Origin of the sequence: Citricoccus sp. K5 (assembly GCF_902506195.1) — a bacterium.
GTDB lineage: Bacteria > Actinomycetota > Actinomycetes > Actinomycetales > Micrococcaceae > Citricoccus.
On record NZ_LR732817.1, the window covers coordinates 3,643,226 to 3,661,321 of the forward strand.

At 65.8% G+C, this 18,096-nt stretch carries 23 protein-coding genes and 1 pseudogene; 13 read left to right on the plus strand and 11 right to left on the minus strand.

Annotated features, from left to right (window positions below):
* Positions 1–347 precede the first annotated feature (347 nt).
* From BOSE125_RS16440 to BOSE125_RS16450, 3 genes are all read right to left on the minus strand, one after another.
* Positions 348–1,286 carry a DNA-binding protein gene (locus BOSE125_RS16440; RefSeq protein ID WP_159554312.1) on the minus strand — a complete coding sequence of 313 codons (939 nt, stop codon included), beginning with the start codon at positions 1,284–1,286 and terminating at the stop codon, positions 348–350.
* A gap of 324 nt (positions 1,287–1,610) precedes the next feature.
* Entirely contained in the window at positions 1,611–1,859 is a 249-nt protein-coding gene (nrdH, locus tag BOSE125_RS16445) for a glutaredoxin-like protein NrdH (protein ID WP_159554314.1), read from the minus strand.
* A 31-nt stretch (positions 1,860–1,890) separates the two neighbouring features.
* On the minus strand, positions 1,891–2,157 hold the full coding sequence (locus tag BOSE125_RS16450; RefSeq protein ID WP_159554316.1) for a hypothetical protein: 267 nt from the start codon (positions 2,155–2,157) through the stop codon (positions 1,891–1,893).
* A gap of 599 nt (positions 2,158–2,756) precedes the next feature.
* On the opposite strand from BOSE125_RS16450, the gene BOSE125_RS16455 reads away from it, so the two are divergent.
* From BOSE125_RS16455 to BOSE125_RS16470, 5 genes are all read left to right on the plus strand, one after another.
* On the plus strand, positions 2,757–3,107 hold the full coding sequence (locus BOSE125_RS16455; protein ID WP_159554318.1) for a DUF6504 family protein: 351 nt from the start codon (positions 2,757–2,759) through the stop codon (positions 3,105–3,107).
* Positions 3,108–3,183: 76 nt separating this feature from the next.
* Complete coding sequence (locus BOSE125_RS16460) at positions 3,184–3,510, plus strand: hypothetical protein (protein WP_159554320.1); 327 nt, start codon at positions 3,184–3,186, stop codon at positions 3,508–3,510.
* A gap of 95 nt (positions 3,511–3,605) precedes the next feature.
* Entirely contained in the window at positions 3,606–4,271 is a 666-nt protein-coding gene (locus tag BOSE125_RS16465; protein WP_236558208.1) for a helicase associated domain-containing protein, read from the plus strand.
* Between the two features lie 426 nt (positions 4,272–4,697).
* Positions 4,698–4,820 (plus strand): hypothetical protein, encoded by a 123-nt coding sequence (locus BOSE125_RS18150; RefSeq protein WP_256375982.1) that lies wholly within the window; start codon positions 4,698–4,700, stop codon positions 4,818–4,820.
* A gap of 72 nt (positions 4,821–4,892) precedes the next feature.
* Positions 4,893–5,195: an Lsr2 family protein gene (locus BOSE125_RS16470; RefSeq protein ID WP_159554324.1), complete on the plus strand. Its 303-nt coding sequence runs from the start codon at positions 4,893–4,895 to the stop codon at positions 5,193–5,195.
* Between the two features lie 113 nt (positions 5,196–5,308).
* Here the strand turns inward: BOSE125_RS16470 and BOSE125_RS16475 are convergent, their stop codons facing one another.
* From BOSE125_RS16475 to BOSE125_RS16485, 3 genes are read right to left on the minus strand one after another with little or no spacing between them, the layout of a single operon-like run.
* Positions 5,309–6,766 (minus strand): recombinase XerD, encoded by a 1,458-nt coding sequence (locus BOSE125_RS16475; RefSeq protein ID WP_159554326.1) that lies wholly within the window; start codon positions 6,764–6,766, stop codon positions 5,309–5,311.
* On the minus strand, positions 6,763–7,095 hold the full coding sequence (locus BOSE125_RS16480) for a helix-turn-helix transcriptional regulator (RefSeq protein WP_091696820.1): 333 nt from the start codon (positions 7,093–7,095) through the stop codon (positions 6,763–6,765). The genes BOSE125_RS16475 and BOSE125_RS16480 overlap by 4 nt, the downstream gene beginning before the upstream one ends.
* Positions 7,096–7,098: 3 nt before the next feature.
* Positions 7,099–8,229: a tyrosine-type recombinase/integrase gene (locus BOSE125_RS16485; RefSeq protein WP_159554328.1), complete on the minus strand. Its 1,131-nt coding sequence runs from the start codon at positions 8,227–8,229 to the stop codon at positions 7,099–7,101.
* A gap of 417 nt (positions 8,230–8,646) precedes the next feature.
* Between BOSE125_RS16485 and BOSE125_RS16490 the strand changes: the two genes are divergently transcribed.
* From BOSE125_RS16490 to BOSE125_RS16500, 3 genes and pseudogenes are all read left to right on the plus strand, one after another.
* On the plus strand, positions 8,647–9,120 hold the full coding sequence (locus BOSE125_RS16490; protein WP_201301235.1) for a hypothetical protein: 474 nt from the start codon (positions 8,647–8,649) through the stop codon (positions 9,118–9,120).
* A 448-nt stretch (positions 9,121–9,568) separates the two neighbouring features.
* A pseudogene (locus BOSE125_RS16495) lies at positions 9,569–9,805 on the plus strand (integrase core domain-containing protein); the annotation flags it as partial.
* Positions 9,806–9,913: 108 nt separating this feature from the next.
* A complete protein-coding gene (locus BOSE125_RS16500) occupies positions 9,914–10,159 on the plus strand; it encodes a hypothetical protein (protein ID WP_159554330.1) in 246 nt (81 codons plus the stop codon).
* A gap of 27 nt (positions 10,160–10,186) precedes the next feature.
* On the opposite strand, the gene BOSE125_RS16505 is transcribed toward BOSE125_RS16500, so the two are convergent.
* Together BOSE125_RS16505 and BOSE125_RS16510 are read right to left on the minus strand one after the other, a co-directional pair.
* A complete protein-coding gene (locus BOSE125_RS16505) occupies positions 10,187–10,444 on the minus strand; it encodes a hypothetical protein (RefSeq protein ID WP_159554332.1) in 258 nt (85 codons plus the stop codon).
* Between the two features lie 31 nt (positions 10,445–10,475).
* On the minus strand, positions 10,476–10,820 hold the full coding sequence (locus BOSE125_RS16510; protein ID WP_159554334.1) for a hypothetical protein: 345 nt from the start codon (positions 10,818–10,820) through the stop codon (positions 10,476–10,478).
* A 158-nt stretch (positions 10,821–10,978) separates the two neighbouring features.
* Between BOSE125_RS16510 and BOSE125_RS16515 the strand changes: the two genes are divergently transcribed.
* Both BOSE125_RS16515 and BOSE125_RS16520 read left to right on the plus strand, forming a co-directional pair.
* Positions 10,979–11,155: an excalibur calcium-binding domain-containing protein gene (locus BOSE125_RS16515; protein ID WP_159554336.1), complete on the plus strand. Its 177-nt coding sequence runs from the start codon at positions 10,979–10,981 to the stop codon at positions 11,153–11,155.
* A 397-nt stretch (positions 11,156–11,552) separates the two neighbouring features.
* Positions 11,553–12,695 carry a calcium/sodium antiporter gene (locus BOSE125_RS16520; RefSeq protein ID WP_159554338.1) on the plus strand — a complete coding sequence of 381 codons (1,143 nt, stop codon included), beginning with the start codon at positions 11,553–11,555 and terminating at the stop codon, positions 12,693–12,695.
* Positions 12,696–13,247: 552 nt separating this feature from the next.
* Here BOSE125_RS16520 and BOSE125_RS16525 read toward each other — a convergent pair.
* Genes BOSE125_RS16525 through BOSE125_RS16535 form a run of 3 tightly spaced genes read right to left on the minus strand, consistent with a single transcriptional unit; the run spans position 13,248 to position 15,192 of the window.
* The gene (locus BOSE125_RS16525; protein ID WP_201301236.1) at positions 13,248–14,204 is read right to left on the minus strand and encodes a M56 family metallopeptidase; all 957 of its coding nucleotides are present in this window, start codon (positions 14,202–14,204) and stop codon (positions 13,248–13,250) included.
* A 20-nt stretch (positions 14,205–14,224) separates the two neighbouring features.
* Complete coding sequence (locus BOSE125_RS16530; RefSeq protein ID WP_115931386.1) at positions 14,225–14,620, minus strand: BlaI/MecI/CopY family transcriptional regulator; 396 nt, start codon at positions 14,618–14,620, stop codon at positions 14,225–14,227.
* On the minus strand, positions 14,617–15,192 hold the full coding sequence (locus BOSE125_RS16535) for a hypothetical protein (protein ID WP_159554342.1): 576 nt from the start codon (positions 15,190–15,192) through the stop codon (positions 14,617–14,619). The genes BOSE125_RS16530 and BOSE125_RS16535 overlap by 4 nt, the downstream gene beginning before the upstream one ends.
* A 97-nt stretch (positions 15,193–15,289) precedes the next feature.
* Between BOSE125_RS16535 and BOSE125_RS16540 the strand changes: the two genes are divergently transcribed.
* Genes BOSE125_RS16540 through BOSE125_RS16550 form a run of 3 tightly spaced genes read left to right on the plus strand, consistent with a single transcriptional unit; the run spans position 15,290 to position 18,066 of the window.
* Positions 15,290–16,024, plus strand: a complete 735-nt coding sequence (locus BOSE125_RS16540) for a DsbA family protein (protein WP_159554344.1) — start codon at positions 15,290–15,292, stop codon at positions 16,022–16,024.
* A gap of 6 nt (positions 16,025–16,030) precedes the next feature.
* Positions 16,031–16,891 (plus strand): cytochrome c biogenesis CcdA family protein, encoded by an 861-nt coding sequence (locus BOSE125_RS16545; RefSeq protein ID WP_159554346.1) that lies wholly within the window; start codon positions 16,031–16,033, stop codon positions 16,889–16,891.
* Entirely contained in the window at positions 16,888–18,066 is a 1,179-nt protein-coding gene (locus BOSE125_RS16550; RefSeq protein WP_159554348.1) for a PQQ-binding-like beta-propeller repeat protein, read from the plus strand. Before BOSE125_RS16545 ends, BOSE125_RS16550 begins: the two co-directional genes overlap by 4 nt.
* Positions 18,067–18,096: the final 30 nt, after the last annotated feature.

Sequence of the window (18,096 nt, forward strand, 5' to 3'; positions counted from 1 at the left end):
TGGTCTACCTGACGTCATCATGCTTCTCGGCCGGGCGTCCGTGCCGATCACCGCTTGGCACTCGCGAGGCTCATGAGGCCAGGTTTTCCCCTGAGGCCTACCGGTCGCCGGCGGCGGGACCTGACGAGTTCCGCCAAGCCGCTCCAAGGCCGAGATGATCCTTCCCTCCCCCGATGCTCTTGCCGGGGGACAGACACCGGCCGCAGCACGGGGCCAGGCTCGACACGGTGAAGAACCACGGACGCTGGCCGGGTTTCCAAGCGGGCCTGCACCGCGGACCCCCCCGGTCTGGGCGGCGACGCCGGGCCCACGCAAGGGGGCGGCCGACCCCTTGCCAGGGGGAGATTTTAGTCGCGCAGCGTCCGAATTTCTTCTTGAGCCGCGCTCAGCTCGGTACGCAGAGACTTCGTCTCGGTGTCGGTCTTGCGGAGCTTTTCCCGGGAACTCTTGAGATCTTTCCGCAGCTGTGCCACCTCGGCTTCCGCCTGCTGGCGGGTGGCCTTCTCCTGGGCTTGGTCTTGACGGGCTTGGGCCGCGGTCTCGACCGCTTGATCCCGCTCGGCCTGCACTTTGGTCAGGTCAGCTCGGCAGTCTTTGAGGGTGCTGAAGGCCTCGTCCCGACTGATCTCGGCCTCCGTGAGGGCTGTTCGCGCCGTTTTCGTCTCCGCTTCGGCCTGGGCCCGCGCATGGCGGTCTTGCTGGGCCTGCGCTTTCGCCTGGTCGGCGATGTCTTGGAACTCGCGGACCCGCTCCTTGGCCTCGTCAAGCTCTCCTCGTAGCCGACCCGCTTCGTTCACCGCTTGCTCCCTACGGCCCTCCTCGCGGGCGCGGGCCTGGATGGCATCCGACGCTTTTCCGATGGCCTGCTGCTGTTCGGCTTGGGCCCTGGTCAGCTCGGCCCGGATTCGCTCGAGCTCGCTACGGGCTTCATCGCGACTGACTTCCGTCTCGGTGATGGCTGCCAAGAGGTCGGCCGCTTCGGCTTCGGCGTGCTCTTGGGCCTGCCTGGCCTCGGTGGCCAGGTGTTCAACCTCCGTCCGCGCGGCCGTCAGGGCTGCCCCCCAAGCGCCATTCAGGGCCCGGGCCACGGCCTCGGGAGGTTCGGGCACGGACTGAGCCTGCGCGTGGGCCTGCCGCCAGGCGCGCACGCCCTCGGAGGCATCCTGCATGGAGACCTGGGCCTGCTTCCGCACCGTAGCCACGGTGATGCGCTCTCCGGCGGCCTCGAGCTGGTCACAGGCCGCGAAGACGCGGTCGCTCACGGTCGGGGTGGACATTTCGACCATCGAAGCTCCCTAGAACGAGAAGTAATAATAGTCAGCCTACTACTATTACTACTTTTCGTCGAGTAGGGGCTGGCCTGGGTTCTTGGAGTCTTCCCTCTCTGCTTCGGTGAGGGTCATGGATGCCGCTCTATCAGCTGGGTCTACTGCTGTGTGAGCCTGGGCCGGATGCACCGTTGCCATCCACGGCCCTCCTGCTGCGGCCGCTGGTCGCCAGTCCACGGAGCACGGCGGATACCGGAGGGGACGGAGGGGCAGTCATCGGCCCCGCCGCCCCCGGGCTCATCTACGCCTCGGGGTAGTCCAGGGCGTCGAGCTGTCCCTGCATCAGGTCCGACGCAGTTCTGCGGTGGCCTGCTTGGCTAGTTCTTCGATCTTGTCGGGGCGGAAGCCGGACCAGTGATCGCCGGTCTCGGTGATCACGACGGGGGCCTGCATGTAGCCGAGGGTCCGGATCCGCTCTAGAGCCCCAGCATCCTGGGACAGGTCCACGGTCTCGTAGGCGATGCCCTTGTTCTCCAGGGCCCGGTAGGTGGCATTGCACTGCACGCAGGACGGCTTGCTATAGACGGTCACGGTCTAGTCCTTCCGGGTGGGACTGTCGCGATCAGTGGCCGCGGATCAGATCAGGGTCGATGCCGTCGCCGAACTCCGCGCCGGGAAAACACCGCGGGTGGATGCCACTGGTGATCTGCTCACGGAGCCGGTGATCGACCTCGGGCAGTGCGTCCTGGACGGGCTGACCGTCCATCAGGGCATCAGCCCCGGTCTGGGGGACGGTGATCCATCCCTGCTGCCCGCAGAACGGGCACACCGGGGTCAGGATGTCGGCGCAGTTGTCCTGCATGCTGTCGTAGATCGCGTGGTGACTCATCTGGGGTTCCTCTCGCCGTGGGGGTGGGTTGTTCCTCTCCCCCGTTGTTTTTTGCCTGCTGGCGAAACGCAGTGAAGCTGCCCCGGACGGAGCCGGCATCAACCCGTAGGGCGGTGGAGGAGGAAAGCTTGGGGAGGAAATAAGCGACGAAGGAGCGCCGAGCCAAGGTTTCTTCAGGAGCCGGCCCCGTAGCGCTAGCGGAGGGGCTTGTGCCGGTGGAGCCGGGGCGCATAATCCGAAGAACAGCAGCAAAAAACGAAGAAGAAGCCGGCCCGCCAGGGCCGGTACCTGGTCGACGCCGTTCCGGCGGGACAGGACAACAGCCGGCCGCAGGCCGCCCGCGTGTGCGGTTCCGAGCCAGCGAGGAACACCACCGGGTCCAGGGCTTCGATGCCCCCATCAACTGCGGCGATTCCCAGCTCGCCTCCTAGCTCGTCCGGCCCTTCCCCTAACCTCTGACCCGAGCACCAGCCGCTACAGTGGCTGGTCTTGCTCGTTGCTTCCTGTCTTCCCCTCGCAGGCTGGCCCCCGTCCCAGGGGCCGGTCACGCTCACCCCAAAATGGGGTCGGCATATTGCCTCGAGGAAGGGGAATTCAGGGTGGGAACCTTGACTCAATCGGTGGGCGTGACGTGCACCACGGCCGGGGTGCCGCTGCGCCTGGACTGGGAGCATCGCCGCTATATCGTCGCCGCGGAACCGGCCCGCTGGTTCGAACGCCGCCGGTGGTGGACCGAAGAGTACCGGGCCGAGCGCGGCCGCGGCCCCGGCCTGGTGGACCACGAAGTCTGGCGGCTCCAAGTACGCCTGGAACGAGCCCATAACGCGCCCCTGCTCACCCTCGACATCAGCCACCACGTCGATTCGGGCCGCTGGCGATTAATCCGCGTCCACGACGACCAGGGGCTCGAACAGTCCATGGTCGGCCGCCGCCCACTGGCCAGCACCTGATGTGTTCGACAATCACTGAACGCAGTGCTGGCCCCTGGCCTGCACGGCGCCCCGCGCCCGAGGCAAGGCGGTGTGCATGTCGTGGGTGAAGCGCCCCGGCGGTGGCGCGTACCGTGCGAACGCAGAGTTGTTCCGGACCTCGGATCCGACGGTCTTCGGCGGGCCGAAGACCTGGCAGCCCGAGGACACCTCCGGGCCACCATCAGGCCTGGAGCCCTATGTGCGGGTGAGCTTCCCGGTCCAAGACGCCAAGGCGGTGCGCTGGACCCAGACCCACGTCCTGGTCCAGTGGCCAGATGACGCCCATCATCCGGTGCAGGCCTGGGTGCCGGCCTCCTGGGTCCACCGCATCCCCCGGGAAGAGTCCTCCTGGACGGACCCCTACGACCGACACGACCGGTAGCTCTCAGGGTTATCCACAACCGCGAAGCATGAGACCTCAAGCCCGGTTAGGCTCGGCGTGTGGAGCGGAAGGGGCGGGCACATCCTGAATGGGTGATGATGTCCGACAGGGGCGTCTCAGCCGCGGTCATTGCCCGCTTGAACGACGTGAACCCGGAGTATGTGCGGGAGTACGTGCGCCGGCGTGGTGAAGCACTTCGGGGCGGGCCCGCCCCGACGCGCCTGGCCCTCCATGACCGGCCGCGCCCCAGGCCCTCGAACTGGCCGGATCCGGACCGGCGCTGGCGAGCCCGCCTCGAGGAACTGGACCGATTCCTCCAAGAACACCAGCGCCGCCCGCACGCCCGCCGGTCGGATGACTCCCGGCAGACTGGTTCCGAGTGGTCCCTGGCCCATTGGCTGATCACCCAACGCTCCCACCATCGCGCAGAACGGTTGCCCTTGCACCGAGAGCGTGGATTAGATCGGGTGTTGCCGTCGTGGAGGTTGGATGACCGGTCGATCGAGAACGAATCCAACTGGCGACTACGCCTGGTCGAGCTGCTGCGCTTCCTCCACGACCACGGTAGGTTCCCCCAGCACACTGACATGCCTGGCGACCAGGAGAAGAGTCTGGCGGTGTGGGTCTATGCCCAGCAGAGCGCCTACCGCGCCGGAACCCTGGAGCCAGAGCGGCTGCAGTGGTTGGACCGGCAGGTTCCGCGGTGGCGTCCGGTACGCGAACAGGAAGAGAGGCAGGGGTCCTCAAACTCCACTCCATAACCCTCCCTGAGGACGCCGAGCGCGGCCGGGACATACTCATGACAGAGTTGTGGACATACAGAGCCCGTGACTCACAGAGTCTTCGACCGTTCACCAGCAGACATCCACGCAAGGCGAAAGAACACTCTCGTTCACCCCGTGCACTGATGTTCACAAAGTACACACAAGTACACCGGGGGAGTGGTCGTGGCTCAGTTGAATCCGTTTCGCCCCACTGCAGGGGCGGAACCGCCGCAGCCCTGGACGCCGCCGTTGGCCACCAATGCTGACAGACTGCCAGGCCGACAGACTCACAGAGTTCGACAGTCCAGGCCGACCCCTGGAAGTGAGTTCTAAAGGGATAAAAACTCTGGCGGACATCGCCGCCCGCATGGCAAGACCAGCCGGTACGCCGGGGTCTACCGCGACCGGCTGCTCAAGGCGGGCATGATCCAGGCCGCCGGCTACGGGCTGGTCGACTTCGACGCACCCTACCTCTGCGAATACCTGCGTGAGCACGCCGCCCACCTCACGGCCGACTCCCACACGCGCGGAACATCCTCTGACTAGGCCAGGTCCGGATAAACTGCCGGCTGTGGCCTCACAGTGTGGGCCGGTGCGAGCACATGACCTAAGGAAGCCATGGCCCAGAAGGCACAAGTAGTTTTGATTGACGACCTCGACGGATCTCCGGCAAAGGAAACCGTTTCGTTCGGCCTGGATGGACGCCACTACGAGATCGACCTGTCCACCGCCAATGCCAAGCAGCTGCGCGGCGAACTGACCGCCTACGTTCGCCAGGGCCGAGCCACCGCGCCTCAAGCGCCGCCTCGCCCGGCGGCGGCCATCCGCCAGTGGGCCCAGCAGAACGGTTACGACGTCTCGGCCCGAGGACGCATCCATCAGGACATCCTCGAGGCTTACAACAACGCCGAACAGACGTAGTCAGAGAGTCCACTTACTAGACATATAATCCAGTAAGTGCTGGCCTGACGTATTCGTGACCGGCGTATTCTCTCGATTCCAGAGCGGGAGCGGGCTATGCGGGGAGCCCAAGGTCAGAGATCGGTGCTGCGGTGGTTGATGTAGTCGGTGAAGGTGGCGCCCGCGTCGCGGCGGTGTTTGTCGGTGACTTGGTAGCTGTAATTGAGGGCGTCGGCGACGATGGGCGCGGGCATTTCCAGGACCAGGGCCCGCAGAGAGGCGTTGCGGGCGCCGAGCAGGTCGATGCCTCGCTCACGCAGGCGGCTCATGATGGTGTTCTGGTGCAGGTGTTCTCCGGGCCTCATGCCGGGGAAGAGCCAGGTGTTGGCCCGGTGCGCGGAGGTGTTCGTGTGCGGCAGCGCGTCAAGATGTGCCCGCACGATCCTGTCGAACGGGGGCGGGATCTGGAGTCGGTCGTCGGTGAAGCTCACGGTGAGCTTGCCCTCGGTGTCGTGGATCTGTGCCAGGCGCATCCGCGAGATGCGGGTGAGCGATTGACCGTAGAGCAGCAGGAACAGAGCGGCGACTTGCAGTGTGCCCGGGATCTGAGTTGAGGGTTCGGTGAGGGTCCGGAGGTGTTCCAGCCGCTGGGCCTGGCTGATGACAGGGGTGGCCTGGGCGATGCGGTAGGGGAAATCCACGGTGGGCAGGTGCCCGTGCTCGACGGCCCAACGCACGAAGCCCCGAGCCAGACTCCGGGTGGTGGGCCCACCGGCCAGCCAGGCGTCCACGTCGTGCTGAGTGCATTCCGCGGGGCTGTGTCCGCGGGCCCTGAGGTGTCCCAGCAAGCCGATGGCCATGGTGATGGACTGCTTGGCGGCCAGGAAGGTGCCCTTCTTCAGGCCCTCGGTGGCCTGAAGGTGATGTATCCGGTTCAGGTGCACCCAGAGGGCGTACTGCCGGATGATCCGGGCGTCCTCGGCGGGCAGGGCGCTGACCTTCGTCTCGAGCCAGGACTGGAAGCGTTCGATGTCCAGGTTCACCGGCTCCAGTAGTTGGTGCTCGAGGCACAAGGCGCGCAGGAAGGCGACTTTGCCGGGGCAGGGGTGCTCCTGGAAGGTCTGGTGAGTCAGGGGCAGCCGGCCTTGGGCCAGATCCCGCAGCAATTGTTCGGCGTGCCGGTTAATGGTGAGCCAGATCCGGGCGCTACGGGCGTGCTTCTGGCCGGTCAGGGCGGTAAACAGGGGGAGCAGTGGTGCAGCGATGGCCCCGGTGCCATCGTCGAGCAGCACGGTGAGGTCATCGGCCAGGCAGCAGTGGGCGCAGAGTCCGGTGCGCACGAACTCGTCCTCGCGCCCGCACCGGGTGCAGTGGAAGTCGGCCGGGATGCCGGTGCAGTCGGCGCAGGCCGGGGCGCCGTCGAGTAGCCCGGGCAGTAGGCGGTGTTGGGCGCAGCCGGGGCAGGTGCCGTGCAGGCGGGTGGCGCGCTGGTAGCAGCGCCGGCAGATCCGCCCCTCGGGCCAAGTGGCCGCGAACCTCACCCCAGTGCGGTCGCAGCGGGCGCAGGGCCCGGTGAAGGCCGGCCGGCTCATTCGGGCCGGTGAATGCGGGCCCTGATCGGGCGGATGGCGTCTCTCTTCGCGGTGCTGGCCTCGGTGCCGGTGGCCTGGTGCCGGACCGGAGTGGCCACCACCGTGGTGGGGCAGAGATCTTCGAAGCTGCACTCCAACACGTCCAGCAGCGCCCCGAGCAGAGTCAGGTTCATCCGCTCCGGGGTGGCCCCGAGCAGCCGGTAGAGCTGGGAAGACGACAGGCTCACCCCGCGATCGTGCAGGTGGGGGATGAGCTCGGAGAGGTTGTTCATCCCCCGGGCGGCCATGACCTCCCGCAGCCGCCAGGTGTACTCCACGTGCCGTTTCATGGGTCAGTACTCCTTGCTGGTGGTCATCGCGGCCGCGGCCATCCGGTGGATGGCCCCGTCCACGACCCGGGCCCGGTAATCGGGGGACAGGCCGGTGTAGATCGAGGTCGTCGAGGCGTGCTCGTGGCCGACCTGTTGCTGGATGAAGAACGCGTCGTAGCCGGCCTCGATCAGGTGGGTGACGTAAGACCGGCGCAGCGAGTGGAAGTCCAGGTCATCATCCAGCCCGGCCTCCCGCTTGACCTCATTGAAAGCCCGGCTCAGCGAGTCCGCGGCGATCGCCGCGGTGCCCCGCTCGCTCGGCCACAACCAGGTCGAACGGGCCGGGGCGTACAACGGGCGCACCTGATCGGTCCATTGCCGCAGGCATTCCACGGCCCAGTCGAACTCCGGCACGGTCAGCACGCTGCGCCGCTTCGGCGGGGAACCGCGCATGGCCTTGCCGTGCCGGACGTAGATAATTCCCGCGTTGCCGAACTGAGGTGCCCGCGGATTGGTGGCGATGTCGACCAGGTCCAGGCAGCGGACCTCGTTGCGGCGCAGCCCCCACGCGTAGGCGACCTTCATGATCGTCGCGGTGCGGAACGCCGGGATCCACCCCTTGGCCCCGGCCTGGCGAATGCGCAGCACCCGGTCATCGGCGCAGTCGAAGAGGTCCTCGAGCTCGTCCCGGGTGTACGGGCGCTTGCCCGGGGTGGCCACCGCATCCTGGGCGTGACGGGCGGTGTTCCACTCGTGGAAGACCTGCGCCGGGTGCTCACCGAACCGCTCCCAGCACTGCTCGCCCCACCCATACGCCGGGTCCGTCAGGTACTCCAAGAACATCCTCAGCGCGTTCTGGTACCCCAGCACCGTCGACCGGGCCGCACCCTTGACCGCCCGCAGCTCCAGGAAGAACTCGTCCACCACCGAGGCCGTCCACTGCCACGGGTAGGCCTCGGCGAACCGCCGGAACCGCATCACCGTGGACCGGCGGCCCTCCACCGTGCCCGCCGAGAGGTTCCGGGCGAACTGCTGGGCCGCCCACCCGTCCAGCATCGCCACCCACACCGTCTCGGCCTCGTTCAGCACGCCCGTCCCGCAGCGCAGCACCAGCGGAACACTGCCGACCGGACCCACCTCAGGCGTTCGCATAATGAGCGAAATCTTCGCACTAACCGCGAACCACCGTCAATGCTTGCCGTAAACCGCTGGTCAGCCCGGTGTTCTTGGCCCCTGTGTCCGGACATCGGTGTACTGCAAGTGCTCCGCGGCCCGCTCAGAAACCGATCTCCAGCGCTCCGTCATGGGGGAGTCGTCCCAACCGGCGGATTCGCAGAAATCGCCAACATGCCATGGTCGAGTTGACATAAGATAGCTTATCGGCGCTCAACCAACGGGAGTTGCAGTAGATGCAGGAACTCCCGTCTTCTGGCGTGGAAACGTCGCTGCAGGTCAACTGCGGCGAGGGTGTGGCACCGTGGATTGACCGGGCGGTGCTCTCTGGTCGTAGTGTGCTGGTGGCCGTAGGATTCTTGCATCTAATGCAGGATTCCACGGCTGTGAGGCGTGATGGACGGTACCGTTCCGGGGTTCGTTCCGAGGCTGCTGACCGATGCGTCCGTCGGTCTGTTCCGGGCCGATGAGCGGGTGTTCGAATCCATGGTCGATGGCTGGCGGGCGCAGATGCTGGCCCGCGGACTGACCACGGCGACGATCGAGAACCGCTCACGTCTGGTGCGCCGGTTCCAGCAGTTCACCGGCGAGTTCCCGTGGCACTGGCGCCCCGTGGATATCGAGGAGTTTCTGGCGGAGCGCCGCAGCGGTGAGAAACCGATCAGCCTGAGCACGTTGCGCTCGGACAGCAACGCCGTGGCCATGTTCTGTGCCTACCTGACGCATCCGGCCTACGGGCGGGCGGATTTCTGCCAGCGGACCTTCGGGGAGATTCCCGCGCAGATCTGCTTTGAGTGGAACACTCCCCGACACACCACCGATGACGCTGGTGGGGCGGCTCACCATCGAGGAAACAACCACTGGTCTTGAACTGATCAATCCGCCCTACACACTTTCATTGGAACGCGGCGACTGACGGGACTACCCCCATAACCCTTGTGCTCCGAAGCCGGCACTGCCGGCACGACTACTCCCGTTCATGCCAGTTGTTATTGAGGGTAAAGCAATGATCGGTCGACAGCAGCCCGCAATATTATCGAGGTTGGCGAAATGCCACCTTTTAAGAGATTGCGCAGATAGGGGCTCAGCGCCATTGGTACTGCTTGACAGGGCGGTCATCCCACCGGAACCGGGTCCATGATTCTTTGAGCAGGCGGCGGATCACGATGATGGCGTTGGCCAGGTGCGTCCAGGCCTGTTGGAAGCAAACGCGACATCATCCGCTGCCTGAAACGCTACGTGATTCGAGAGGTCTACCACCTCGTCAAAACCGACCCAAGAACGGGCGAAATCGCGAGTTGACAACTATAGGAGCATCAACGCCCTGGCCGAGACCGTGAATGGCTACTACAAGGCCGAACTGATCCGCGGGCCCGCCCGCGAAGGGCGCCCGTGGAAGACCGTCGAGGACGTCGAGCTCGCCACCCTCAGCTGGGTCCACTGGCACAACCAGACCCGCCTGCACGGCTACCTGAATGACGTGCCGCCAACAGAGTTCGAGGAAACGTTCTACGCTACGAAGCGGACCGACCAGACCTTGGTCGGAATCCAATAGAACGAGTCTCCATCAGACCCAGGGCGATTCACAGGTTCGCTGCGACCCACACGAGCGGTGCCCACAACCATGACTGCCACCAAGATGTTCTCAGCGATCCACTAGGTGTTGCTGGGCTTTGATCAGCCATGGTATCTACCTTGCTTTCCGCCTCGACACGTTGGCCAGCTCGCACTCGAGGCATGCCGCACATTCGACACCGGAGAACTGAAAGCTGTACTGCGTGGCTACCAAGCCGGCTACAACGCCAGGGCCAGCGAACTCGGGGACTACGTCGTCCGCTGGATCGAAATCAAATACGGCATCAACGGGGCTGCCGAAGAGGAAGCCCGGATCATCCTGGCCGCGCTATAGACCCCATTGATTGCCAGCATCTCACTGTTAAGATCCAGTCACGCCTTGGTCGTTGCACTCAACTATCGGGAATCGCGCATCAACGACTTTCAGGATTTCTGCAGTGAGTTCGCCTTCAGCTTCGCTCATGTCGCCGTAGCGTACATGTGTGCCATCAAGAGTGGCAGGTATATTCAAGGCATCAAGGATTTGCCAAAACCTACGCATGTACGCTTCGGGAGTTATGGAGTTTTCGACGTCATCAGAGGGTATCTGTAAAGTGACGCGTTTGTATTGTTCCGCCATGGCGCATCCCTCTTTGTGCGGTGTCAATGGACTACGGAGTATCTCGAAGCATGGGGCCCGCATCGCTGCAATAATCCGAGACGGTGGCGATATTTCCATTTGGCGTCGATATTTTCCAGTTGCCTTTGTACTTCCCTGGCGCAGTCTTGAGGTAGTAGTTCCCTGTGCTGTACTGCGTGTCCTGCGGAAGGCCGTTCAACGTCAGGCTAATGGTGCCGGGGGTTGTCATGTATCCGGTCACGATGATTCTCTGATTGGTCGAGGGGCAGGTCAGGGAGCCGGACGCGGACTTGACGGCCGCAGTAGCGGGCGGTGCCCAGAAAAGTAGCGCGAGGATGGTGAATAGAGGAATAAGCGCTTTGCGAAGGGGTGTCATTCTTGTCTCTCCAAGGTGCGTAATGAGTCCCAGGCTGTGTTTGTTTGCGAGTGAGAGTAACCACCTGGTGGTTATCTGGATATTTCCAGTAAGTGAGCTGGATCTCAAGGCCTGACGGACAAGTCCGCCGGCGCAGCGCATGAGCAAAAGGGCCCAGCATGACCCCGAGGTCCCCGGCCAGCTCACCAGCCTCATCAACGTCACCGCCCGAGCCGTTCAGTCCGTTCGAGAACTGCACAGCTGCCCGTGAGGCTGGCGCGGCCCCGGTCCACGCCGATTCGCTTGGGTATGCGCCCCATCTGGATGGCATTGGTGATGGAGTCGGCTGCGAGTAGTGACCGCCCAGGAAGGGTCGCGATTCGATTCAAGCCCAACCCACCATCTAAATGATTCGCGATAAACGATCGATAGACGGGAGTCCCGGCACCGCAGCGATTCCCGCTTCAGCCCATCCCGTCATCCGCGAGTTCTCAGCCCGTGAAATTCCTGAATAACGGGTATCAGTCAGGTTGGCCGCATCAAAGGGTGCCTCTTGGAGTTTTTGGGAGTGACGCGTGGCTCCATTGTGGCGGTGTCAGTTTCAGAAGTCGACGGCACTGATATCAGAAGTGGCCTTCACGGATCGCCATGGTGACGTCGGAGGTGTTCCGTAGGGGGATCCTCATGCGGGTGCTCAACCGGGTCGATGGAGTGATCATCGCGATTCGGGTTGTGATCCGTAGACTCCTACTTATGGACCTTCTAGACCTGGGGCGGATCATTGTCGGGTTGGTGCTGCTGGTGCTGGGCGGGGAGGTACTGGTGCGAGGGGCCTCCGCCCTGGCTCGTCGAGCGGGGGTTTCCTCCCTGGTGGTCGGGCTCACCGTGGTCTCGGCGGCCACGTCGGCGCCCGAGCTTTCGGTGAGTATCGGTGCGGTCCTGCGCGACGAACCCGGACTGGCGGTGGGCAATGTGGTCGGCAGCAACATTGCTAACGTCTTGCTCATTCTCGGCCTCTCCGCTCTAGTTCTGCCGCTGGCCGCGACACAACGGTTGGTGCGCTTTGATCTCCCCCTGATGCTTTCTCTGTCCGCGGCGCTGCTGCTGGTCTGCCTCGACGGGGTGATCAGCGCGGTAGACGGGCTAATCCTGTTCGGTGCCGTGGTCGCTCACACCGTGCTGACCGTCACCATCGGCCGCAGAAGGACACAGTCCAAGGCCCCTGTTATGCAGCTGGCTGAGGGTTCCCCGGGTATCGGCACCTCCGCCCAGGCCCAGAAACTGCCTGTGGCCTCGAGCGGAAAGTCGATTCTGCTCGTGGTGTTCGGAGTTGCTCTCCTGGTAACCGGGGCCACGCTCCTCGTCGAGGGCGCGGTGAACACCGCCACCACGCTCGGGGTGAGCAGCCTAGTGGTCGGTTTAACCGTCGTGGCCATCGGCACATCTCTGCCTGAGCTGGCGACTTCCCTCATCGCCGTGCGCCGTGGCGAACGTGACTTGGCGATTGGCAACGTGGTCGGCAGCAACATCTTCAACATCGGAGTCGTGCTCGGGTTGCCAGCCATGATCTCCCTCGAGGGCATTCCCGTATCCAGCGCCGCCCTGGCCTTCGATATCCCGGTAATGTTGGCGGCCGCGATCGCCTTGCTGCCCGTAGCCTTCACCGGCTTCACGGTGGCGCGATGGGAAGGCGCCCTGTTCGTAGCCCTGTATCTGGTTTACCTCGGGTATCTCATCCTGGCTGCCACCGCACACGACGCACTGGAAGGATTTACCGCCGTGATGGCATGGTTTGTCCTCCCATTGATCACAGTGACGCTGATCGCCTTCACCGCATACGAAATCGGGCTGCGTAAGGGCCGACAAAGCAGCGGCACAACCCCCCGTCCGTCCTGACCACGAGCCGCTGACTAGATCAACCCGGGCCTGTCAATACCGCGCGCCCCCCCCAGGCACCAGATAGTCGCCCCCCCCGATCAGTGCCAGACCCAGTGTCTAGTGGCCACCTGCATGGACACCCGGCCTGTAATTCAGATGACGTCACGAGGTGGCCTGAGTATTGGATCAGAGGAATCAACTCTGCAAGCCTCCCCAGCACACTGGCCGGCCATCACCTGCACCCCAACACCGTCATAGAGCGGCTGCGCGACCTGGGCGTCAACCCCTCAGCGCCCGCCACCGAGCCATCGGTGAGCTCGTCCTCGAATGCCCGCCCTCGCTCGTTGCCGAGGTCCTCGGCTACAGCACGCAGGTGGCTTTCCTCCACGCGAGCAAGGCTGCTGAGCCATGGGCCCGATGTGCCGGCCGATCCGTCAGGTCGCCCTGAGCGTCCCGAAAGACGATCATCCAGCGGACATGCCTGAGCCCATGGTCGGAGCCGCCACCACAGATGACCGCCATTTATCCCCGAAATTCACAGGCTTGTTGATTGCCTTTCGCTGGAGTTGGTCAGGCGCATCCGGACAGGGCGGCACCGAGGTAGGGCAGGTACACGATCGTGGCCAGTAGGACGAGCGTGGCCAGGTAGGAGGTGGTCGTGAGCGCGGCGAGCAATCCGGCCGGTCCGGTGTGCGGTTGCACGAGATGGCGGATCCGGTCGGGACCGAGGGCGTGCAAGGCTCCGTCGAGGGGTGCCTCATGCCCAGCGTGGTGGGCGTGCTCGCCGAGGGTGAGCAGGGCGCTGGCCAGGGCGGGGGTTCCGACGCGGCGGCGGGCGGCGTCGTCGGCGGCGATCTCGAGGTAGTGCCCGAGCGCGTCCTCGACGGCGGCCATTATTGGCAGCCAGCGCAGGGGCCGGCAGATGCTGGCCACGGTGGTGGTGATCAGGTGGTGGCGCTGATACAGGTGGGCATGTTCGTGGGCCAGGACTGCGGCGAGTTCATCGCGGGTCAGGGCTCGTAACGCCCCCTTGGAGATGAAGATTCCGCCGTGGCGCCGCGGGAGTGTCAGGGCGAACGGTCGGGAGTCGTCGATGATGAGCACGCTGTGACCGAGGATCTGTCGGGGCTCGGCCCAGACTCGCAGCCGGTGCGCGGTGCGCGTGGTCGCCCGGCGTTGCCGGTGGGCCTCGGCGCCGACCATGATGGCAAGGCCGGCAGCACCCAGTGCAGACAGGGCCAGCAACACCGCAGCGGGAATCCCGGTGTCGATGGTTGCGGTGGGGAACGGGTTGGCGGCGGCGAGGCAGCGCTGGCAGACGTCGGCGGCGCTGCCGGGTAAGAGCACCGGGCCGGAGGTGATCCACGCCAGCAGTGGCCCGAGGGCGAGGGCGGTGATGACCCAGCTGACAACGCTGCCGGTGAGTAGCGCCGCGGAGGTCCGGGGTGCGCGGACCAGTGCGGGAGCAGCCCGTCTGAGCACCCACGGGCCGGCCAGCGCCGAGACGGTCAGTGCGAGGACCAGCATTACGGTGAGACTCTCCGCGATCACCGCCCCCCTCCGTCCGCTCCATCCGTGCGCGCACGCAGGTAGTTGCGCAGCAGGTCGAGGTCGGTGGGAGGGATCGTGTCGATGAAGTGCAGCATGGACGCGGTACGGTCGCGGCTGGATTCCAGGGCGTGCCTCATCACGGAGGCGACATGCTCCTCCCTGGGGATCCTCGCCTCGTAGCGCGTGGAGTGGCCCTGCCGCAGGGCGGTGACCAGCTTCTTGCCGTCGAGGTTGCGGAGCACGGTGGCGATCGTGGTGTAGGCCGGGTCGTGAGACAGCCGGTTGATGATGTCCCTGATGGTGCCGGGACCGTGATCCCAGAGCGCGTCCATCACTTGTGCTTCCAGGGCACCCAGGCGGGGTGGTTCTGCTGCGAGTCCAGGCGTGGTCATCGGGCGGTCTCCATCCTCGGGGTAGGGACTGGGCAGGCGAACTGTCCGCGGAGTCGGCCCAGCAGGGCGATGCCGGTCAGCAGCAGGGCGCCGAGGGCGAGGTACGGCTGGATGGGGGCGAACCAGGTGATGGCCCCGGAGTAGCCCAGCGCTAGCAGGGCAAGCTTGTTGCACACCGGGCATCCCACGGCGAACCATGCCAGCAGGCCCCCGGCGACACCGAGCCGGCTCGTGCGCTGTTCCGCAGCATCACTGCCGTCCTCCACCCTAACGCGGCTCGTCGGGGCGGCCGCGCCGGCGGTGTCGACGCGCCCGCGCACGTAGGTGGCCACGAGCATCCCGGACAGTACGGAGGTGAGGACCCATACCGGGTAGTTCCACCACACCGGGGGGATCTCGCGGGTGAAGAACGTGTTGGGGATCAATACCGTCGCCAGCCCCAGCACCAGGCCGAACACCAGTGCCGCTGCTGTCGCGACCAGCACCTGGCGCCCCGTCCATGATCGGAGCGCCTGAACGGCCTCGGTGATGGACCGGGTCGCGAATGTCGGTTGGCGCGGTGCAGTCCTCATGGCTCCATCCTGCCCGAGGATGACTATGAATCATAGTCGACTATGTAAGATAGTCGATCGTGGCATCAAAGCGTCAGCGAGGAAAGGGCCCCGAGGCATGAACGCACAGAACGGTTCAACGAAGAAGAGAGCCTGGATGGTGCCCGCCGTCCTGGTGGCCGTCGCGGTCCTCCTGGTCGGGACAGTGATGATGTCCGCCCTGGGCGGTTCAGGCTCCGACGGCGCTGCTGCACCATCGACACCGGTGGAGTCGGCGCCGACACAGGTCGAGGGACCGCCGGATCTATCCGAGGCCGAACGCCACGACCCCGACGACCTGCTCGCAGCCGGCCCGGTGGAAGCGCCGGTGACGCTCGTGGTCTTCTCTGACTACCAGTGCCCGTTCTGTGCGCGCTGGAGCGAGGAGACCCTTCCGCTGATGATGGAGCACGTTCAGGCCGGTGACCTGCGCATCGAATGGCGGGACGTCAATGTGTTTGGTCCGGCCTCGGAGCGGGCCGCCCGCGCCTCCTATGCGGCCGCACTGCAGGGGGCGTTCTGGGAGTACCACGACGCCCTGTTCCAGGACGGGCAGAAGCGGTCCGAGGGGCAGCTGAGCGAGGAGGCGCTGACCGCCCTGGCCGAGGAACTCGGGTTGGATCCCGACCAGTTCGCCGAGGACATGGACTCGGCTCAGACGGCCGAGCAGATCGCCACCAATGAACAGCTGGGGCTGGGGCTGGGCGCCTACTCGACCCCGACGTTTGTGCTGGGAGGCCAACCCATCGTCGGCGCCCAGCCCTCGCAGGTGTTCCAGGACGCCTTCGACCAGGCCCTGACCGGATCGGAGTGAGTCCGTATGGATATTGGATTGCTCAGCGCCTTCCTGGGCGGGGTCCTGGCCCTGCTCAGCCCGTGCGCGGCCCTGTTGATGCCCGCGTTCTTCGCCTCCACCGTCGGGGCCGGGCCCCGGTTGCTCGCCCATGGGGCGGTCTTCTACGTCGGATTGTTGCTCGTGCTGGTGCCCCTGGGCGTGGGCGCGGGGGCCATTGGGACTCTTTTCGCCACGCACCGCGAGGTGATCGTGCTCAGTGCCTCGGTGCTGCTGGTGGTGCTGGGCGTAGTGCAGTTGCTCGGGTTCGGGTTCGACCCGGCCCGGCTGTTGCCCGGCGCGGCCCATCTGCAAGAGCGGGCGACCACGGCCACCGGATGGGCCAAGACGCTGCTGCTGGGCGCCGCCAGCGGGGTTGCTGGCTTCTGCGCCGGCCCGATCCTTGGCGCCGTGCTCACTCTGGCCGCCGCCCGAGGTGACATGGTCTCCGCCGGGACACTGCTGGCCGTCTACGGGGCCGGTATGGTCGCCCCGTTGCTGCTGATCGCCGCACTCTGGGGCCGCTTGGGGGCCCGGGGCCGGCGGGTGCTGCGTGGCCGGGCCTTCACGGTCTTCGGCCGCGAACTGCACAGCACCTCCATGCTCACCGGGTTCATCCTCATCGGAGTGGGCGTCGTCTTCTGGACCACCAACGGCCTGGTCACCGCCCCGGAGTTGCTGCCTTTGGAGGCCCAGGCCTGGTTGCAGGAGGGGTCGGCGGTCCTGGCCAATCCGGTCGTGGACATCCTTGCCATCCTGGTCCTGGTCTGCGCGGTGCTCATCGTGTGGGCGCGGCGACGACGGCGCGACCGCTCCACGGCAGGCACCCGCCCAGTGGGCGGATCATGATCCGTGGCCTCCGGGCCCTGGCTCTCATCATGGCCGTGGTTCTGGCCTTGACCGGGTGCGCTGGTGGGCTACCGGAGCCGGTGCGGGACCCGCATCCGGCCGAGGAGCCGCTGCCCGCGGTGGATACCCGTGCCCTGCGGCTGCCCACACCCTTCACGGGGTTGAGGGTGGTGGACCCCGGGTGGACCAGCGCCCCGCAATACGCTGACGGCATCTTCGTGGGGGTCGCAGAACAGGAGGCTCTGTGGCGGTTCTCCGCTGTCGATGTCCACGGTCAAGTGCGGTGGGTGGCCGAGCGCCCCGCTGAGGACACCGGGTTCGCGCTCACCGCCGACGCCGACGGGCGTTCACTGGCCGTGCTCACGGACGCCCACCAGGGATCCGGCACCGAGCCCGACACGGTCACCGCGACGGCCTACGTGTTGGCTACCGGGGAACACGTGTGGGGTCCCGTGGAGGTTCCCGGTCCCCAGGTGGGGCCCGGCCTCGTCTTCGCTCGACCATCCGAGGATCCGGCGGCGAGGGTGAGGTCGCGCACGGTCCTGGATTCAACCACCGGCCGCGCCGTGCCCTCGATATCCGACTCCTCCGACCGGGTCGTCGGCGAATACCACGGGACGGTGCTCGTCAGCGGAGACCACACCCTCACCGCACTGGACATCGCCGATGACCAAGAACTCTGGAGCATCCCGTTGGCCGAGCACGGTGAGGTCATCGCCGCCGTGGACTCCTCCGGGACTGCAGCCGCCGCGAACGGGCTGGTCCTGCTGGAGACCGAGCACTCCCGGGGTTTGCTCATTGATCTGCGCAACGGCGCCATCCTCAGCGACACGGCCCGCGACGCCGCCGCGGACCCTGGTACGGGCGCCGTCGTCATTCTGGACGAGGCCGGCCTGCATGCGACCCGGGACGGTCAGCAATTGTGGTCATTCACCGTCGCCAGCGACACTCGTCTCGCCGCGCTTGGCGGGGCCCTGGTTTACCTGCGGGACGACGAAGCAGTCCGGGTGCACAACGTCATCACCGGCGAGGTCGCCGACGCCTACGACCCCACCGGGACCGGCACCATCCTCGTCCCGGCGCACCTCACCGCAGAGGGGGCCGCGCTGTTTGTGGGCAAGGGGTCACGTCACCTCATCGTCACCCTCGTCCCTGAACCGGGCGCCTCTGGTTGAAAGTGACCGGGGGCACCCTGCCCGCCGATA

What these genes read in the sequence shown, in the direction of transcription:
- BOSE125_RS16550 (WP_159554348.1), top strand. Translation starts at nt 16,888, where the DNA reads ATGATCCGTGGCCTCCGGGCCCTGGCTCTCATCATGGCCGTGGTTCTG.
- BOSE125_RS16490 (WP_201301235.1), top strand. Translation starts at nt 8,647, where the DNA reads ATGGACGGTACCGTTCCGGGGTTCGTTCCGAGGCTGCTGACCGATGCG.
- BOSE125_RS16525 (WP_201301236.1), bottom strand. Translation starts at nt 14,204, where the DNA reads ATGCTGGTCCTCGCACTGACCGTCTCGGCGCTGGCCGGCCCGTGGGTG.
- BOSE125_RS16520 (WP_159554338.1), top strand. Translation starts at nt 11,553, where the DNA reads ATGGACCTTCTAGACCTGGGGCGGATCATTGTCGGGTTGGTGCTGCTG.
- BOSE125_RS16450 (WP_159554316.1), bottom strand. Translation starts at nt 2,157, where the DNA reads ATGAGTCACCACGCGATCTACGACAGCATGCAGGACAACTGCGCCGAC.
- BOSE125_RS18150 (WP_256375982.1), top strand. Translation starts at nt 4,698, where the DNA reads ATGATCCAGGCCGCCGGCTACGGGCTGGTCGACTTCGACGCACCCTAC.
- BOSE125_RS16485 (WP_159554328.1), bottom strand. Translation starts at nt 8,229, where the DNA reads ATGCGAACGCCTGAGGTGGGTCCGGTCGGCAGTGTTCCGCTGGTGCTG.
- BOSE125_RS16440 (WP_159554312.1), bottom strand. Translation starts at nt 1,286, where the DNA reads ATGGTCGAAATGTCCACCCCGACCGTGAGCGACCGCGTCTTCGCGGCC.
- BOSE125_RS16510 (WP_159554334.1), bottom strand. Translation starts at nt 10,820, where the DNA reads ATGACACCCCTTCGCAAAGCGCTTATTCCTCTATTCACCATCCTCGCG.
- BOSE125_RS16505 (WP_159554332.1), bottom strand. Translation starts at nt 10,444, where the DNA reads ATGGCGGAACAATACAAACGCGTCACTTTACAGATACCCTCTGATGAC.
- BOSE125_RS16460 (WP_159554320.1), top strand. Translation starts at nt 3,184, where the DNA reads ATGTCGTGGGTGAAGCGCCCCGGCGGTGGCGCGTACCGTGCGAACGCA.
- BOSE125_RS16530 (WP_115931386.1), bottom strand. Translation starts at nt 14,620, where the DNA reads ATGACCACGCCTGGACTCGCAGCAGAACCACCCCGCCTGGGTGCCCTG.
- BOSE125_RS16475 (WP_159554326.1), bottom strand. Translation starts at nt 6,766, where the DNA reads ATGAGCCGGCCGGCCTTCACCGGGCCCTGCGCCCGCTGCGACCGCACT.
- BOSE125_RS16545 (WP_159554346.1), top strand. Translation starts at nt 16,031, where the DNA reads ATGGATATTGGATTGCTCAGCGCCTTCCTGGGCGGGGTCCTGGCCCTG.
- BOSE125_RS16480 (WP_091696820.1), bottom strand. Translation starts at nt 7,095, where the DNA reads ATGAAACGGCACGTGGAGTACACCTGGCGGCTGCGGGAGGTCATGGCC.
- BOSE125_RS16535 (WP_159554342.1), bottom strand. Translation starts at nt 15,192, where the DNA reads ATGAGGACTGCACCGCGCCAACCGACATTCGCGACCCGGTCCATCACC.
- BOSE125_RS16515 (WP_159554336.1), top strand. Translation starts at nt 10,979, where the DNA reads ATGACCCCGAGGTCCCCGGCCAGCTCACCAGCCTCATCAACGTCACCG.
- BOSE125_RS16465 (WP_236558208.1), top strand. Translation starts at nt 3,606, where the DNA reads ATGATGTCCGACAGGGGCGTCTCAGCCGCGGTCATTGCCCGCTTGAAC.
- BOSE125_RS16470 (WP_159554324.1), top strand. Translation starts at nt 4,893, where the DNA reads ATGGCCCAGAAGGCACAAGTAGTTTTGATTGACGACCTCGACGGATCT.
- BOSE125_RS16540 (WP_159554344.1), top strand. Translation starts at nt 15,290, where the DNA reads ATGAACGCACAGAACGGTTCAACGAAGAAGAGAGCCTGGATGGTGCCC.